Here is a 17,437-nt window from a genome sequence, read left to right as displayed (position 1 = left end):
TTGTATTGAAAGATAGTTTATGTACCGAATACATTAATTTTATACCCTATACCTATTGTACGATGAATCTGTTTCCTGTCGGGAATAACTTTGTTTGCTCCCTAATACTATGCCTGGTGAGTGTTTTATACTCCAGCCAACCTTTGCAAGCCCAACAAAAAGCTGATTTCAAGTCGTCTGTTGTAAGCGACTGTGAAACGCTTATCACCACTTTTACCGACCAGTCTACCGGTAATCCAGTTTCCTGGCAATGGGATTTTGGTAATGGCAATACTTCCAACAAACAAAATCCTGGGGCTACCTATGTAAAAACAGGTAGCTACACCGTAACACTGAAAGTAGGCTATGCCAATGGCAGCACCCAAACAGTGGTAAAAAACGATTATATTCACGTAAGATCGAAGCCAATAGTGGATTTCAGCATTTCTCCCAATGCGGGCTGTATGCCACTCACTACTGTTTTTACAGACAAATCGAACCCTGTAGAAGGCAACCTACAACAATTCAGCTGGGACTTTGGCGATGGCCAGGTAGCCCTTAATGGCCATAGTACAACCACTCATACCTACAATCAATCCGGCGTATACGGAGTTGTTCTCACCGTTACTAACAGCTACGGTTGTACGAACTTCAAAGTAATAGATAAGGCTGTTACCATTACCCCACCCCTAACGGCAGACTTTTCTGTAGCAGACAAGGTACTTTGTGAAGTGCCGGCAAACGTCAACTTTACCAATCTTTCTACCGGTTCCGGTACACTGAGCTATCAATGGGCATTTGACGACGGCAGCACCAGTACAGACAAAGATCCGGGACGGCATACTTTTGCCAATAAAGGGAAACATAGTATTACCCTCACCGTTAGTAATGAGTTAGGATGTAAATCTGTAAAAAAAATAGACGATATCAACGTTGCTAATTATAGTACCAACCTCACCGTTCCTAACCTCGTATGTGCCAACACCAGCGCCACTTACCAGGCCGTTTATTCTCTGGTAAGCCCTCAAACGGTTACCTGGGAGTTCAATGATCTGGGCATATGGTATGGCTCTCAAAGCAATGTTTCCTATACCGCTCCTGCTGCAGGCCCTTTAAAAGTAAAACTGACCGCTACCTATGGTAACTGTAAAGATGTTGTGGAAAAAACAATAAATGTAAAAGCCAGTCCCACTGCACAGATCAGTACCGATAACCAGGCTATCTGCGCAGTACCTGCCACTGTTCAGTTCAAAGACAATTCCAACGGCGCCACTAAATGGTCGTGGACATTTGGAGACAATCAAAGCAGTACCGTGCAAGCACCCACCCACGTATATACCCGTACCGGCAGTTACTATGTAACCCTTACCGCTACCAACCAGGAAGGCTGCAGCGTTAGCAGCGGTACGCTTGTAGACATCCGGCAAACACAGATCCAGGCCTATGCCAGCAATATAGAAGGTTGCATTGGCACCACCGCTTCTTTTTATGCCAACAGCAATAGCAACGATCCCATTAAAACCTGGCTGTGGACATTTGGCGATGGGAGCACCTCCACGGAAGCGAATCCTAAACACACTTATACCTCTACCGGCTTCTATAAAGCCACCTTGCAATACACTACTGCCAACGGCTGTAGCGGCACCGCTGCCGTAACAGACCAGATAAAAATCTATCAGCAACCAACACCCGATTTCACGTCTCCACAGGCACCCATAATTTGTGGCAACAGTGCTGTTACCTTCGTTAACCAGTCGAATATAGGCAACAACTGGTACTGGACCTTTGGAGATGGCACCGGCGATTATTATGGCAACAATACTACCGCACACAGCTATTCAGAACCCGGCACATACGATATCAGCCTTACCGTTTGGAATGGCAGCTGCAGCAATACCATCACCAAAAAAGCCTACATACAAACAGTAAATCCTTTTCCCAGGTTTGAAGTGGTTAAGCAACCCGATTGCAATAACCGTTTAACCGTTAGCGTTAATGAGCACTCTTTAGGAGCTACCAGCTGGACCTGGAGCTGGGGCGACGGCCAGGACACCACCTATACCGTGCAAAGTAGTATTGTAAAACATACCTATGCCAAGTCCGGCACCTATACCATCAAACTCACTACCTCCGACGGCCATTGTACCACCTGGCTGAGCAACACCGCTACCGTAATAGCCAAAGCCCCGCTAATCCTTACCACAGATATCACAGACCTATGTAGCAGTGAATCTTTAATCGCTAAAATAACAGCGCCCAATACAGGTATTTACGACACCTATGGAAAACTCTGGTACATGGATAACCAACGGGTAAATTTAGGCGATGCCTCCAGCGCTGTTTCCACCTATACGCATCTTCCTCCCGGCCATCCTAAAATATATGCCGTATGGATAAACAACGTAGGCTGTTATGATACCAGCAATGTAGTGCAACTGAATGTACGCGGCCCGATAGCCGATTATACCTTGCCCGCCGCGGTGCAGTGCCGGGGAGGTGAAACAGTATTCACCGACAACTCAGACCTTACCTACAGCAAAGGCATTGTAAAGTGGGAATGGACTTTCGGGGATGGCACCGCCCAAACATATACAGCCGGACCATTTAAACATTCTTATCAAAAGGCCGGATATTACTACCCTTCTTTAAAAGTAACGGATAAGGAGGGCTGTACTAATGCTATTCAAGGAAGAAGCGTGCGGGTAAACGGCCCTATCGCCAATTTCAGCCCGGAAAACACACTGGTAAAACCTGGCAGCACCGTATTGTTCTACAATTACTCCGACGAAGTTGGCGGCAGGATTGTGGATACGCGCTGGGACTTCGGGGATGGCAAAACAGTTTCCCAAAATGGTAATGCTACCCACAACTACCCAGACAAAGGCACCTACAATATCACCCTGCATCTCACCGACGACAATGGCTGTACCGACGAGATGTCTAAGAAAATAAAAGTATCGGCAGTAGGCGCAGCCTTTACCTATAGCTCTTCCTTTGTCAACAACAGTAATTGCGCACCGATGCTATTCCGTTTCACCAATACTTCCCTCAACTATAGCGTTTCCTCCTGGGATTTTGGCGATGGCAGTACCTCAGATCAAACCCACCCGGTACATACCTATACCGAATCCGGACATTATAAAGTAACACTCAAAGTAAAAGGAGATGCCGGCACCGAAGATGAATACAATGATAGCGTGATTGTAAAAGGCCCATATGCCACTATCAAAAACACGCCTGATGGCGGTTGCCTGGAACAGGAGATCACCTTTTCCATAGCACCGGAAAATGCCACTACTTTCAGCTGGGACTTTGCAGATGGTAATGTATTACCTACCAATGACCTGGAAGTGAAGCACCATTACGCTGCACCAGGCATCTATAAACCCCGTCTGTTACTTAAAGACGATGCCGGTTGCAAGGGCAGCGCATTCCTGGATCATCCTATCGTAATAGACCAGCTGGATATAAAATTAAATGCCACTCCGGCACAGATCTGTGATGAAGGCCCACTTACGTTTGCGCCAGTTTTCAATAGTTTTTCCATAGATGAATTACAAATGACGCCCACATTTTCCTGGTCTTACAATCCGAGTCTCACGCCTACCGATATTACTACAACACAACCTGGTTTTTACCTGGATAAACAAGGCGAATATCCCTTCAGTTTGTCGGTGACTACTGCTTACGGCTGTACGCAAACAGCCACGTTGCCTATTCACGTATATCCGAAACCGGTAGCCTCCATCAGTGGACCAGCGCAAGTTTGCCAGGAAGTACCTGTTACCTTCAATGGCAGCGTTACTAAAAGCACAGATGTTACCTGGAACTGGGATTTTGGTAATGGTAATACCAGCCAGCAACAGCAACCAACAGCCCAACTCTTCCGGCAGCCAGGCGATTATACCATCGCCCTGCATGTTACCAGCAAAGACGGCTGTTCCAACGAAACGTCGCATCCCATCCGGATACTGCCACTACCAGACATCCAGGCCAGCGCACCATCAGATTTCATTTGCCTGAACAATACCATTCCCCTGCATGCCGGCGGAGGCGACTTCTACGAATGGACACCCGTGGACGGCCTCAGCAACCCAGCCATTGCCAATCCATTAGCCACTCCTATTACCAGCACTACCTACCAAGTGAAAGTAACCGACAATAACGGTTGCATCAACACCGACGCCATATCGCTCCGTGTAGTGCAGCCCCTTAAAATACAAGCCACCCCAGATACCGTATTATGTTTGGGAGATAAACTTTCCTTGCGCGCCTGGGGCGCAGACATTTATGCATGGCAGGGCGCAGACCTTGACCTACCTGCTTCGGCAACCCCTGCAACCAGGCCAAAAACTACCGGCACTTATGTGTACGAAGTAACCGGCTACGATAAAGAAGGTTGCTTCTCTGATAAAACCTCCGTTACCACTACCGTAAATCCCTCTCCCAAAGTTGAAGCGGGGCCAGACCGGGAAATAATGGCAGGCGTTCCGTTATACCTATCGGCTACTGCCAGCAGCGATGTAGTACGCTGGCGCTGGTCGCCGGCCGATTACCTGAACTGTGCAGATTGCGCGCGGGTACAGGTCCTACCCAACCTGACCACCACCTACCTGGTACAGGTGGAAAACACTTTTGGCTGTAAAGCGTACGATAACATTACCGTACATATACTTTGCCACCAGAGCGCTATTTATATACCGAATGCGTTTACCCCTAACCGTGATGGCCAGAATGAGCGCATCTATCCAAAGGGAAAGGGAGTCCGGGAAATTGAGTGGCTACGCATTTACGACCGTTGGGGCAAGCTGGTATTTGAAAATACCCACTTCCCTGTCAATCAACCTAATGACGGCTGGAATGGACGCATTAAAAATGAAGATGCCCCATTTGGTACCTATATTTACTTTATGCAAACAGTGTGTGAAAGTGGAGAACAGTTTACCTTCAAAGGCACTATCACCTTGTTAAAATAACATCATATATGTTTATCAAATACCAAGAAGAACTGGCCACACAAGGATTTACTGTAATAGAACAGGTATTTAATGAAAAAGCCATCCAGGGATTGTTAGCCGCTATTGCCGCTGCTGACAACTCTAGTCCTTTATTCCGGAAGACCCAGGACCTTTTTGCCATACGCCGCTTCCTGCAGGCGGTTCCTGCCATTGCCCCACTCATTTTTACACCGGCCTTGCAACAAATTGTGCGGGCCTTATTCGGGCCTGATTATTTCCCTGTGAAATCCATTTATTTTGATAAACCAGGAACATCCAACTGGTTTGTAGCCTGGCACCAAGACCTTACCATATCAGCAGATAAAAAAATACCTCTGTCGGGATATGGCCCCTGGACAACGAAACAAGACCAATATGCCGTACAACCGCCACAAGATATACTGGAAAGCATATATACCCTCCGTATTCACCTGGATGATACAGACGAAGAAAATGGCGCATTAAAAGTGATTCCTGGCTCTCATCAACAAGGCATTTACCGACCCAACTCTCTCAACTTTGCAGAGACGACAGTTGTTAGCTGCCGGGTGAAAGCAGGCGGCATAATGATCATGAAACCTTTGTTGATGCATGCGTCTTCACGTAGCAGCAATGGACAAAACCGCAGGGTGATACATATAGAGTGCAGCAATCGCGCGTTGGCCGCTCCCCTCGAATGGGCAGAACGCGGTAAAGACATAATAAGTCAGTCATCGATATAAGTCCCGCAAAAGCAAAAGCGTGGCGGTCATCTTGTAGAAAGAGTCCCCAAAGTGAGGAACAGCAAGCTGGCCGAACCTACAACCCTCCCCTTGCGTTCATGACTTTTGGGGGATCTACTAAAGCTTGTTAATGATTTTTACATCCGCGAATACTTTTGGTACAGGATGTGTCGGGTGATATGTACACTAAAACTGAACAATATGAAACACCTCACTTACTTGATGCTGGTGAGCATAGCAATGGTACTCGGCAGTTGCGCACTGATAGGTGGTATCTTCAAAGCAGGTATATGGACAGGTATCATTCTGGTGGCAATAGTGGTGGGTTTGATTATATTTTTGATAAGCCGGGGAAACAAGCGAGGGTAAAACCCGATACTGTTCCTCTAATACATTTGTTGCACTACAAAGCAACAAAAGAGAGAAATGCCTTTAAGGGATATAGGTTTATTTTTTATTCTGCACATAAGGTAATATTACTTTAAACGCCGCTCCTTCGCCAGGCGCCGCCAGGGCAAAGATACAGCCATGATGGTTCAGCACTATTTTCTTACAAAGTGCCAGTCCGATACCTGTACCGGAATAATCATCTTTACTATGCAACCGCTGAAAAATTTTAAAGATCTTTTCTGCATGTTCCTGTTTGAAGCCGATACCATTATCCCTGAATGTAATTATGCAATAACGTTTACCTACCGTTAACCCAGGATGTGCCGGTATCTCCCATGGCGCAACTTCCTCCGCTGTAATACTGATCTGTGGCGGTACTCCATCCTGACTAAATTTGAGGGAATTGCCGATCAGGTTAGCCAATAACTGATTTGCCTGAAAGGGGATCATCTCTAATGCCGGTAAAGGAGAACGCGTAATTACAGCATTTTTTTCTGCGATCAATAGTTCAAAATCTGTACAAACATTCTCCAATATCTTTTCCAGTTCAATACATTCAAAGCCATCTTTAACAACAGAGAGCCTGGAAAAATGCAATAAATCCTGAATAAGGGACGACATACGGGCGGCGGAAATCTCTATTTTTTCAATCAGCTTTTGAGAGACGGGATCGGTATGCTGTATCATGCCGGCAAACGTACGTACTTTACGTAAGGGCTCCTGCAGGTCGTGGGAGGCGATATAAGCAAATTGTTCCAGCTCCTGGTTGGTTTGCCGTAATTGATTATTAGCAGTAGCCAGTTCGTGGGTACGCGCTTCCACCTGCCGTTCCAACTGTTGGGAGAATTCTACCATAGTTTGCTCTGCATCCCGGAAGCCCTGTATATTCACTGCTGTTACAATGAATCCCTGAAACACCTGTTTCTCTATTTTAGGCACCCCTTTAAATAAAAACCAGTTGTATTTCCCTGTTTTACCTTCCCGTATCCTGCACTCCACCGTGAAGGGGGATGGATCCTTCCTTTGCTGTTCGTACATCGTATATACAGCAGGTATGTCGTCCGGGAAAGCCACTTTTTCCCATATATTGGATAACAGCAACTGCTGGATTTCCATGTCTATATACTTCAGCAATTCCCTATTAGCATACTGCAAACGCGCTTCTGTATCTGAGATCCATACAAACATCGGCGCTTCTTCCGTTAGTTGCCGGAATAGCGCTTCGCTTTCTGTAATTGCTTCCTGGGCCTGTTTGATGGCATCTATTTCCGTGGCTGTACCATACCACTGCATAATATCGCCATTAATATTCCTTTCCGGAATAGCGCGGCTCAGGTGCCAACGGTATTCTCCATCCTTCATCAACATACGATGCTCTTTGGAATAATTGGCCAGTCCGGCTACTGCATCTTCCCATAATCCAGTAGTAGCCTCCAGGTCTTCCGGATGTACGATAGACTCCCATTGATAGCCCCCACAAGCTTTGTGCGCTGCTGATAGCTTATATTCCTGTATACGTGAGTTATAGTACACCACTTTCCCCAATGGGTCTGCAATCCACACCAGTTGCGGCATGGCATCTGCCAGCAGTTTAAACCGCTTATTGCTTTCCTCCAGGGCATTCACGCTTTTTTTCTGATCGGTGATATCCAGTACCGCACCGAGGAGGCGGACCGGCTGGCGGTCTTCAAAGTACACTCTTCCCCTTACCCTCACCCAATGAATAGACTTATCAGGATGTATGATCCTGATTTCATAAAACAGGCTACCGGTTTTCAATGCATCATTATAGGCAGCATCACGCACCGGTAAATCTTCCCAATAAACCGCATTGATATAATCATCATGTGTAGCATTAGCCCCCAGGCCGAAGATCACATTCATCCGGGGAGAAGTGATCATGTAGTTCGTCAATAAGTTCACATCATAACTACCGAGTTCTGTTACTTCCATGGCTAAACGGGAACGCTCTTCCGCATCACCTATTACAAGACGCTGAAGGGTAAAATGGGTTACATCATAAGCCACTACGATAATGCCCGTAATAGTACCTTCCGCTCCCCGGAGGGGCTCATACACAAAATTGATATAAAACGGCTGCATAACGCCCTGACGCGGCAAATATACCATCCGCTCATTAGCCAAATAATGTTCGCCTGTGGCCAACACCTGTTGCAGCAATGCCTCGAAGCCCTGATCACGGATTTCCGGTAGCCCTTCCAGCAAAGGCTTATTTATAACCCCTTCATAGGTTTTGCCCCATAAATCGATCATATGGTTATTGGCGATTTCTACTTTAAAATTGGGACCTTTCAATATACACATGGCAATAGGCGCCTGGAGTACCAGCGTCCGGAAATTACGCTCACTTTCCTCTATTGCCCGCTGTGCAATCACTTCCCGGGTAATATCATGCAGGGTGCCGTTGAACCGGACCGGCTGTCCTTCTTCGTTGAAAAACGCCCTCCCCAAGGCCCTTACCACCCGTGGCGGCTGCGCGCCTTGCCCAATAGAATAAATAATATCATAATCGCCTCCTTTTACAGGGTCTAGCGCACGCTGAATAGCCTGTGCCACCAACAGCCTGTCTTCCTCCACAATCTTACTAAGCGCCAAGCTTAGCGGTAATTCTGCTTCACCAGGTAAGCCAAACCATTCGCAGAGGCGACTGTTGCCCCGGAAAGTGTTGGTAGCCGGATTCAGGTCCCAGGTACCCAATCCCGCAGCATCTATGGCAAACTGTAGTTGATCTTTGGTGTCTTTGAGGGCAATCATTTGCTGTACCTTCTCGGTTGTTTCCGTACAGGTAACCAACACACCTCCTATTTGCCCACATTCATCTTTTACAGGGCTGTAGCTATAAGTCCAGTATACATCTTCCAGGCGGCCATTTCTGATAATAGGAATAAGGCGGTCTTCATCCCAAGTAGCGCCCATCCCGGACATTACCTGCTGGATCTGCGGCCCTATTACAGGCCAGATCTCTCCCCATATCTCTACGGCAGGCTGTCCCAATGCATGAGGATGCTTACCGTTAATCCCAAAACTGGGACGGTAGGCATCATTATAAAAACAGATCAATTCCGGCCCCCACCATAAGAACATAGGAAAACGGGAATTGAGAATAATACTTAATGTAGTCCTTAAACTTTGAGGCCATGTTTTAGGGTGTCCAAGACTACTGGTTTTCCAAGGATAATTCCGGGTTAGCATCCCCATTTCTCCGCCACCGTCCAGAAATTGCAATCCAACATTATTTGCATACTCCATAAAGAATAAATGTAGCTAATGCTGACGAATTATTTATTTTACAGATGATAATAAAAAAGTGTATTTAAAATTTTGAAAGATAAAATAATTACCTACTTTTGCATCCCTGTTAAAGGGAAAAACACCGGAAATAGTTCGGGACGTAGCGCAGCCCGGTAGCGCACTTGCATGGGGTGCAAGGGGTCGCTAGTTCGAATCTAGTCGTCCCGACTTTAGGGTGAAATACTTTATAATTATTTATAGCAAAGTATGTCACAAAAGCCCGCAGACATTGAGTTTGCGGGCTTTTTTATGCCCCACCTCTTCCAATGTATTTGATGGTATTTCAATATTTCCAGCGTGTAATCCACTGAGTAAGCTACTGAGTAACTTTACCTACTCAGTGGAAATGTTTAAAACGTTGAATAGCAAAGTATTCCAGCTGGTTTTCTTTGGAATGCTTTAATGTCAAAGTGTATCATTTTCCGCCACTTTTTGGGCCTGTGGGCCACCGATTTTGAGAGCATGATTTTGTCCAGAAAAATGGTATTGAAGGTATTAACGGGTTTCAAATAAACGGATGCTCCATTCGAGCAGTGCAATGTCATCGACAATACTCCAGGAATGCGGGTGTCTGCTTCCGTCTTTCCTATAGCCTTTGTTGTCGGTTGCTATTAATTCTGCATTTTTATTGCCGAGTAATCTCAGCTGGTTAATAAAAGCGGCGATATCCAATACATTAATGTCGTAAAAATCTTTCCCACGGTTATTGATCCACCAATTGATATCCGGCTCGCTATACATTCTTACGTGCATATCTTTAAGGACAGCGGCGTTCCCTCCGTGTTCCTTTGTATGGCTGAACGGGGATACCCGTTCATATGCTTTCCTGTTATCCCTGGGTGAACCTTTCAGTTTGCTTTTAAATAAGGCTATCAGTTGTTTGCCTTCGGTAACGGCATCTTCATTATAGTTCCTGAGAACAGAACTTTCCGATTCATTATAAAGCCGCTCATAGTCTAAGGGAGGGTCTGCGGCAAATACTGCCACAGGCATGATCTTAAAAGCGCTCTCATTACGCGCGCAATACTCTGCGAACCGGACTGCCGTGGCGCCTGCAGCAGACATACCGCCTATGACTATTTTACCGGCGGGGACCTGGTACTTTACGGCTGCTTCATGGATCATTGAATCCAGTCTTTTCAGTAACAGGTCATCCATTAAAAAATCGAGATCGTTATCTGTAAGCACTGCTGTCATTAAGAGGATCCCTTTTGCATAGGCGGCTTTCTTCGCGGCTTCAGACAGCCCTGTACTTACCAGCACTATAGCTCCTTTTACCTGACCTTCGGGCTGGCGTATAGAATAAAAATCCTGAAGACTGTCTTTAGCATTTCTGTAAATGTATGCCGGCCGTTGTTGAGACCAGGACGCCAGATACAGCAGCATTAAAACAAACAGTGCAATACTTCTTTTACAATTCATACTAACTATCTTTAATTATTCAATTCTTTTCGTAGAAGAGCTCTTTCTCTCCATACAAACGTTCCGATATAATGTCCTTTTCTTTACAAAGATCTATTAGTTTCTGTGATTGAATAATAGGATTTGACTCATCAGTGTATTTAATACTGCTGATAAATTCAAGCCAGGGCTCCTGTCCCATTGCATAAACATACAACTCCTTCGGTTTAAAGATCTCCACCAGGGGCGTTCCTTTGGCACAGTCTGATCCGGACAGGCGTCTGCTGCCATCCTGATCCCTCTGGATCTTCTTTGTGAGCAGAGGTCCGTATAACCAGGACAATGGCGCCCCATCGCATTCCATACCGAGGAACAGTACGTCAATCGGACCGGTGATCCTGCTAACATGCTCGTATAGTGCCGGCTCAACGACGCGGGAATCGGCCATAAACAGCAGCTTGAATTTGTCTATCTGTACCTTGAAACAGGCTTTGGTAGCAATATTCAGATCACTGTGCTCTCCTGTAAAGGGCAGGCCGGTAATAGTGGCATCAGCGAACCGGATATTTTCCATTTCGCCGATCTCCCTTACGTTATTGAACCCGATGTTATTAAACATGAGTTTCAGGCTGGGGTCTTCCAGCTTTCCGCCTGAGGTGCGGGGTACTATGATATTCTTTATACGGTGCCTGAGTGGTAAAAGCGTTTCGAATAAGATATGATCCTGATGGTTATGGGTGATGAGGACATAGTCTATTGTGTCGGGCAGGTCAATATCTGAATAGTGGGCAACGTCTGACTGATACCCATAATAGCTGATAAGAGGATCTACCAGGATGCTAATGTCTTTTGTTTCGATCAGGATACAGGCATGTCCGAAATACCGCATGCGGATCTTGTCGCTCTGGTAGCGTTTATATTCCGGCAAGGCTTCATCAGTAAAAAAGCTGCAGAACAGGTCCATCTTAGCGGCAGGTATTTTTAACAGGTCTGCGATGTGTTCAATCGTCTGCGGTGTTTTCTTCATCCGGGCCAGTTCATCGATGGCCGGGTCTCCCAGGGGAAGATCCAGCAGCAATACATCTTTTTCTTCCAGTCGTGGTGTGCTGAGACAAAAGGGCCGGTGATCATTATCGGTTATCCATAAGGCGATGCTTTGTGCACTCTTGTCGTAGAATTCACTTTCGTACAGCAATGCTTCAAAGAAGCGGAAGTCAGGATTGTTATTACGGTCATAGAATAATTCCACATATCCTTTCAGAATGTCAGGTACTTTTTTATACAGCTGTTCCAATGCGAACCCTTTAGCTTCATTGCGCAGCAGGTCGTTCAGTTCCTTAACCGCCTGTGCGAAACGCAACATATTATGACGTTTAGCCAGTGTGCTGTCTTTCAGTACGGCCACTTCTTCGGCCCTGTTCCCCGTCAGGTCCATAAAAGGCCCGCCTTTCATCTGTGGGTTCAGTACAGCTTCTGCGTGGATTTCGGGGGCCATAACGTATGACTCCATAATTGACAGGTGTCGGCCTACGATATTCATCGCAGCTGTTGCAGGAGAGATCAAATGACTCCATGCATACCATCTGTCTACCATCGGTTCGATTACTACATTAGGCTTAAGGTAATATTTCTCAGGGCTCATATTCTTTTATTTTTTTTTTGCAGGATCTCGTGGCTTAATCTTCCTTCCTCCATTTTATAGATCCGGTCTGCACAGGAATAATATTTATCGTCGTGGGTAATTGCCACTATTGTAATTCCCTCTTCTTTTAATGTTGGAAGGATCTGTGTATAAAATTTCTTTCTGAAGAAAGGGTCCTGGTCGGCGGCCCATTCATCCAGCAAAAGGATCTGCCTGCCTTCCATTAAAGCAGCAATAATAGCTAGCCGCTTACGCTGCCCTGTGGACAGGTTTGTAGCAGAGTACTTGTTTTTCCGGAAGCTGACTTTCGATTCCATTTCAAACAGGTGCAGGTAACGGGACAGTTTTTCTTCATCCAGGTCACTGATGCCATAGAACTCATCGAACAAATAGAAATCGCTGAACACGACAGCGTATAAACGCAGGAAACTTTCATATTCATCCTCTTTTAAACATTGTCCGTTTACGGATGTCGTGCCGGCCGATCTGCCCAGTAGTCCCAGCAGCAGGAACATCAATGTTGTTTTACCGCTGCCATTGCCGCCGTAGATGAAAATGATATCGCCTTTGTTCACATCGAGGTTTACGGGACCTACCTTAAAACCTCCATTATAAGAGAATTCCACTCCCCGAAGTGAGAGACTTTCAAAATCCATTACAGCGGCATCCGGATCAGCAGGTAGATTCCGGGCATACAGCGGGGCGAGGTCATTCTTCAGTTGCATGACCCGTTCAGCAGCCACCTTGCCCTGTACGATCGCCCCACCAGACATTAATACTGTTACGCTCGCCCAGGTACTCTCCCGTATAAGTGATAAGTAAAGGTATATCTGCGACAGGCAAGCCTTTACGCAGCAAGTTATTATAGATACTTGAAGCGCAATGCATCAGTCCCGTACAAGGTCCGAAAACCATTTTGGGGTAGCTGGAGCTGATAAGTGCCAGGTCCTGACGGAATGGAAGTTGTTTGGAAAAGATCACATTCTTTATATTCTCTTTACCCAGCCATTCGCCATAAAAAGTTTCTTTACCTATATTCTTTTCATCGAAGATCAATACTTTGGTGTTGGGTTGTCTGAGTATGCCGGCCAGAAAATCGAAATACACATCGATGTTCAATAACTTTCTCTTTTCAGATGCAGAGTCCATCAGAATACACAGCCGCTCCCCTTTCTTGATCCCGTTTGACTCAAGCCATTGATCCGCCCACGCCCGTTCCTCATTGGTAACGTAGAGCTCACATGGCACCTTACTGCTATTGCTGACCGTATATTCCCGCAGTGCTTCGTAATCAGGGAACAGGTATTCAGCAGTGGGCTCTTTAGCGAGGGTACTTTCGGAGAACGAGAAGACGGCCAGGTGGAATTGCCTGTTACGGATCTGATGCCGGTATTTTTCATACAAGAAGTTCAGCAGTACCGGCTCCTTGTATGTAATACATAGCAACATATCATAATCTTCAAATGGAATGTCAGACCATTCGTCGTCTTTAATATTGTCGAAATTTGGGCTATTCTCAAGAATAGGCCTATACAATCTCATATTCTTCTTATTGAGAAAGTTGATATCAACCTCTGCATTCGGGAAGAAGGACCTGACATACCTGAGTTTATTAAACAGCAGGCAGGTATCTCCGATGAAGAATGATTTTTCCTCATAGATGATTAAGATCTTTTTGACGTGTTCTACTTGGAGTTGCTGGTTATTTTCTAATATTCTCTCTAATAGTATATTGGAAGGTTGCATAGTATATCGCGGGTTACATGAAGAAAAGTTACAAAAAAAAGTAAACTTCCAAACCCGGGAATTGAAAAATGGGTAACAACATTTATTATACCAGCAGTTGGATCTTCCGACCGGACTGCTGTACCTTCTGATCTCGTTCCAGTTTTTTCATTACCCTTGAAATAGCTTCCCGTGAAGTAGCCAGATCGGTGGCTATAGTTGCGTGAGATATTGCCAGTAATGTATTGCCTGTAATGGATGTCTTTGTTTGCAGGTACTAACATTCCGAAATGTTAATGCATATACGATAATCTGAGAAAAGCTATTGGTCAGTTTATGTAGCACAGTTTGTTGTTCCAGTTGGCATAACGATTTATGCTACTGCAACCGAATCACAAGGATCAATTGGGACGAGTGAAACGATAACCACCAATATCAATACCCATACGTTTGCTATACATATCCCGTAATGAACGGCATACTCTATTCATGACAGCTTAGCAAAATAAACCAAAGTACTCCATCCAGGAGTTGACAATTCCTAGGTGGACACCTTCTAATTAAGCAATTTTAGGGGTGTCCAAAGCTGATAGAATGGTATTAACCTATTGCTTAAGATAGCAAAGCATTCCATAACTGCCTGCAATAGTTTACCATCAAAGTAATCCATTGCTTACCAAAGCAGTTACTATGCAAAGATTGTTGCAAAGCAGTACATTGATTATCTTTATGGCGTAAACGCTCTTTTACGGTGGTACGTAATCCACTGAGTAGGCAAAAATGATCTTTAATTAAGCTACTAATTATCAATATATTGCGAGCACATTGGCGTCGGACAGTCGTCCCGACAAAATCTTGTAAATCAATGATTTACAAGATTTTTTATTTTGCGCACTTCTCCAATATGGGCTAAAAAACGCCTAAAATTCCATTATTCGCTGAATAATCCCGTGAGTGATTTTACCAGTAATTTTTCACTCAGTGAATCAACAATTGTTATGATAAAGGTGCGGAAAGATGATATACATTACAAACTTGCAGTATTAAAATTGCAAAATCTAAATTAGATTTTACAGCATTATTATTATCTCTACTTTTCATGCAGAAATTTTAGCCAGCTTATTCTTATTAAAAGTGCAAAAGTAAAATACATTAACTATCAACCACTTATGTAAAAGTCAATTGCAAGATGACCAATATTTACAGATTATTTGTTAATTTTGAAATATGACAATGTCAATTTCAAATAGAAGAGTTGTGGTTGTGCACTGGAAAAACCAGCAAGACCATTCTTTTGAGATTTTTTCAAATCTCAAAAATTTTTGCTTAAGTTATCCGAAATACAATTATAACACTCTTAATAATTACTTAAGCAAAGGAAAAATCCCATTTGAAAACAATGAAGTACGCGTGGAACGAAAAAATATAATTACTCAGCCCAAAGCCCAAAACATGTCATCCAATATCAATCGCAGAATAATGCCGATTGTTCGCAAAGTCGCAATCAATGAAGCAAATGACGTTATTAGAGACTGGGAATATTGGCTAAATCAATCTTCAAGTAAAAGACTAGAAGCTGTTACCTTTATAGTCAGCCAGTCCTTAGCTAAAGGAGCCCGCCTAGATAAAACAGTTATAAATAAAAAACCTTTAAGATCATGATTCTGGCAAAAGATTTTGAGGAGTTTGTATCGCTGCTAAATAAACATCAGGTGGCTTATATGGTCGTGGGTGGTTATGCTTTGGCTTTTCACGGAAAACCCCGACACACAGGTGATTTAGATATTTGGATCAACGTTTCTTTTGAAAATGCTGAGCGTATGCTTCATGTACTTCGAGACTTTGGTATGGGATCTTTAGGTTTTGAGAAAGAAGATTTTTTACAACAAGAATATATCAATCAAATTGGTTATCCCCCTTTGCGAATTGACATTCTAAATAGTATAGATGGCGTTGAATTCGGTGAGGCCGTAAAAAATCGCCAGCAGATTGTACTGGATGATGGACTAGAAATATCTTTTATCGGGCTCCAAGATTTATTAAAAAATAAACAAGCAGCAGGTAGAAGCCAAGATTTAACTGATATCAAAGAAATAAGAAAGATACTGCCGAAAAATAAGTAATACACCAAGCAATGGTATATAATAACTGTAGATAAGGAATTAATAGAAAACTTCTTTGGCTGGAGCGATCGTAAACAACAATATACACTTGCTCAAGTCGAAAATGGCCTCCAATGGCTGAGGAGTTCAGATGGAGCCAAAGAGGTTTGGAAAATTAATTAAGCAAGCGAAAGGTAAGAAATACATTAATTAGATTAATGTAGAAGCACCGAAACTGCGTATTGGGCAGCTGAATTCAGGTTATAATGGCCACCGGACTTTATCCATTAACATAATATAAAATCTCAATAGTTAAAGATGACCACTTACGGAAAAACGATTCGCCTGTTTCTAGTAGATGGCACTACAAATGGCCTTACTACGGCAGAGCTAAGTAATTGGACAGGTATCGGTATAAAAGTACCTCGAATTAAAATCAAAGAATATAGCAATCGTATCGAATTCCAGAAGCCAGGCGTATATATTCTAATTGGAAAAGGAGAAAACAACGAAGATGCAGCTTATATTGGTGAGGCTGAAGTTATTGCAGATCGCTTAACCCAGCATATTTCCAATAAGGACTTTTGGCATGAAGTGATCTTTTTCGGCAGTAAGGATAAATATCTTAACAAAGCAAGTGTGAAATACTTAGAAAACCGTTTGCATGAATTGGCAATTAAGGCAGGAAGATATTCTATCAATCAAAACACCCCCACTCGCTCCGAACTATCGGAGGCTGAACAAGCAGAATTGGAAGAATTTTTAGCTCATATTAAAGTACTAACAGCTACTTTGGGCCATAAAATATTAGAATCTTTGGAAGAAACACTTGAAACCAAGGTGTCGGAGCAACAAATGTTCTATTGCAGGAACGGTGCTGGAGCTGACAGCAAAGGAAGCCCGTCTACAGAAGGATTCATTGTGTATAAAGAATCATTATTCATGATAAACGAACAACCATCCTTACCGGATGGCATTCGGCTCGAAAGACAACAAATGCTTAATGATGGGGATTTGAAAGTAGATGAAGACTTTTATCGTCTCACAAAAGACTATGTATTTACGTCTCCCGCTAGAGCTGCGGCTGCTACTTTAGCCAGATCTGCCAGCGGCCCGCTTGAATGGAAAACAAGTGAAGGCGTTCAGCTAAAACATTTTGACTTATAA

General features: G+C 44.2%; 12 protein-coding genes and 1 tRNA gene. 7 read left to right on the top strand and 6 right to left on the bottom strand.

Annotation, left to right across the window (positions count from 1 at the left end):
* Positions 1-116 precede the first annotated feature (116 nt).
* The 3 genes from ACDQ55_RS19130 to ACDQ55_RS19120 all read left to right on the top strand — a co-directional run bounded on the left by ACDQ55_RS19130 (position 117) and on the right by ACDQ55_RS19120 (position 6,067).
* Complete coding sequence (locus ACDQ55_RS19130) at positions 117-4,955, top strand: PKD domain-containing protein (RefSeq protein WP_420983118.1); 4,839 nt, start codon at positions 117-119, stop codon at positions 4,953-4,955.
* 8 nt (positions 4,956-4,963) lie between these two features.
* Positions 4,964-5,698 (top strand): phytanoyl-CoA dioxygenase family protein, encoded by a 735-nt coding sequence (locus tag ACDQ55_RS19125; RefSeq protein ID WP_420983117.1) that lies wholly within the window; start codon positions 4,964-4,966, stop codon positions 5,696-5,698.
* Between the two features lie 201 nt (positions 5,699-5,899).
* Positions 5,900-6,067 carry a phosphatidate cytidylyltransferase gene (locus tag ACDQ55_RS19120; RefSeq protein ID WP_420983116.1) on the top strand — a complete coding sequence of 56 codons (168 nt, stop codon included), beginning with the start codon at positions 5,900-5,902 and terminating at the stop codon, positions 6,065-6,067.
* Positions 6,068-6,145: 78 nt separating this feature from the next.
* On the opposite strand, the gene ACDQ55_RS19115 is transcribed toward ACDQ55_RS19120, so the two are convergent.
* Positions 6,146-9,358: a PAS domain-containing protein gene (locus ACDQ55_RS19115; protein ID WP_420983115.1), complete on the bottom strand. Its 3,213-nt coding sequence runs from the start codon at positions 9,356-9,358 to the stop codon at positions 6,146-6,148.
* Positions 9,359-9,494: 136 nt separating this feature from the next.
* On the opposite strand from ACDQ55_RS19115, the gene ACDQ55_RS19110 reads away from it, so the two are divergent.
* Positions 9,495-9,568 (top strand) — tRNA-Pro (locus ACDQ55_RS19110).
* A gap of 327 nt (positions 9,569-9,895) precedes the next feature.
* Here the strand turns inward: ACDQ55_RS19110 and ACDQ55_RS19105 are convergent.
* The 5 genes from ACDQ55_RS19105 to ACDQ55_RS19085 all read right to left on the bottom strand — a co-directional run bounded on the left by ACDQ55_RS19105 (position 9,896) and on the right by ACDQ55_RS19085 (position 14,406).
* Positions 9,896-10,822: a hypothetical protein gene (locus ACDQ55_RS19105; protein ID WP_420983114.1), complete on the bottom strand. Its 927-nt coding sequence runs from the start codon at positions 10,820-10,822 to the stop codon at positions 9,896-9,898.
* A gap of 19 nt (positions 10,823-10,841) precedes the next feature.
* Positions 10,842-12,443 (bottom strand): MBL fold metallo-hydrolase, encoded by a 1,602-nt coding sequence (locus tag ACDQ55_RS19100; RefSeq protein WP_420983113.1) that lies wholly within the window; start codon positions 12,441-12,443, stop codon positions 10,842-10,844.
* A complete protein-coding gene (locus ACDQ55_RS19095; RefSeq protein ID WP_420983112.1) occupies positions 12,440-13,168 on the bottom strand; it encodes an ATP-binding cassette domain-containing protein in 729 nt (242 codons plus the stop codon). Before ACDQ55_RS19095 ends, ACDQ55_RS19100 begins: the two co-directional genes overlap by 4 nt.
* A 7-nt stretch (positions 13,169-13,175) precedes the next feature.
* Entirely contained in the window at positions 13,176-14,189 is a 1,014-nt protein-coding gene (locus tag ACDQ55_RS19090) for a glycosyltransferase family 9 protein (protein WP_420983110.1), read from the bottom strand.
* An 85-nt stretch (positions 14,190-14,274) separates the two neighbouring features.
* A complete protein-coding gene (locus ACDQ55_RS19085) occupies positions 14,275-14,406 on the bottom strand; it encodes a helix-turn-helix domain-containing protein (RefSeq protein WP_420983201.1) in 132 nt (43 codons plus the stop codon).
* 989 nt (positions 14,407-15,395) lie between these two features.
* On the opposite strand from ACDQ55_RS19085, the gene ACDQ55_RS19080 reads away from it, so the two are divergent.
* The 3 genes from ACDQ55_RS19080 to ACDQ55_RS19070 all read left to right on the top strand — a co-directional run bounded on the left by ACDQ55_RS19080 (position 15,396) and on the right by ACDQ55_RS19070 (position 17,437).
* Positions 15,396-15,830, top strand: a complete 435-nt coding sequence (locus ACDQ55_RS19080; RefSeq protein WP_420983109.1) for a hypothetical protein — start codon at positions 15,396-15,398, stop codon at positions 15,828-15,830.
* Positions 15,827-16,291 (top strand): nucleotidyltransferase, encoded by a 465-nt coding sequence (locus tag ACDQ55_RS19075; RefSeq protein WP_420983107.1) that lies wholly within the window; start codon positions 15,827-15,829, stop codon positions 16,289-16,291. Before ACDQ55_RS19080 ends, ACDQ55_RS19075 begins: the two co-directional genes overlap by 4 nt.
* Positions 16,292-16,588: 297 nt before the next feature.
* Positions 16,589-17,437 carry a GIY-YIG nuclease family protein gene (locus ACDQ55_RS19070; RefSeq protein ID WP_420983106.1) on the top strand — a complete coding sequence of 283 codons (849 nt, stop codon included), beginning with the start codon at positions 16,589-16,591 and terminating at the stop codon, positions 17,435-17,437.

Origin of the sequence: Chitinophaga sp. 30R24 (assembly GCF_049056765.1) — a bacterium.
Taxonomy (GTDB): domain Bacteria; phylum Bacteroidota; class Bacteroidia; order Chitinophagales; family Chitinophagaceae; genus Chitinophaga.
Note: the sequence above shows the minus strand (reverse complement) of the source record. Positions and strands in the feature narration are given on the sequence as shown.

Coding starts and splice junctions, on each gene's coding strand:
- ACDQ55_RS19115 (WP_420983115.1), bottom strand. CDS start 9,358: ATGGAGTATGCAAATAATGTTGGATTGCAATTTCTGGACGGTGGCGGA.
- ACDQ55_RS19100 (WP_420983113.1), bottom strand. CDS start 12,443: ATGAGCCCTGAGAAATATTACCTTAAGCCTAATGTAGTAATCGAACCG.
- ACDQ55_RS19090 (WP_420983110.1), bottom strand. CDS start 14,189: ATGCAACCTTCCAATATACTATTAGAGAGAATATTAGAAAATAACCAG.
- ACDQ55_RS19080 (WP_420983109.1), top strand. CDS start 15,396: ATGACAATGTCAATTTCAAATAGAAGAGTTGTGGTTGTGCACTGGAAA.
- ACDQ55_RS19070 (WP_420983106.1), top strand. CDS start 16,589: ATGACCACTTACGGAAAAACGATTCGCCTGTTTCTAGTAGATGGCACT.
- ACDQ55_RS19075 (WP_420983107.1), top strand. CDS start 15,827: ATGATTCTGGCAAAAGATTTTGAGGAGTTTGTATCGCTGCTAAATAAA.
- ACDQ55_RS19105 (WP_420983114.1), bottom strand. CDS start 10,822: ATGAATTGTAAAAGAAGTATTGCACTGTTTGTTTTAATGCTGCTGTAT.
- ACDQ55_RS19125 (WP_420983117.1), top strand. CDS start 4,964: ATGTTTATCAAATACCAAGAAGAACTGGCCACACAAGGATTTACTGTA.
- ACDQ55_RS19095 (WP_420983112.1), bottom strand. CDS start 13,168: ATGCAACTGAAGAATGACCTCGCCCCGCTGTATGCCCGGAATCTACCT.
- ACDQ55_RS19120 (WP_420983116.1), top strand. CDS start 5,900: ATGAAACACCTCACTTACTTGATGCTGGTGAGCATAGCAATGGTACTC.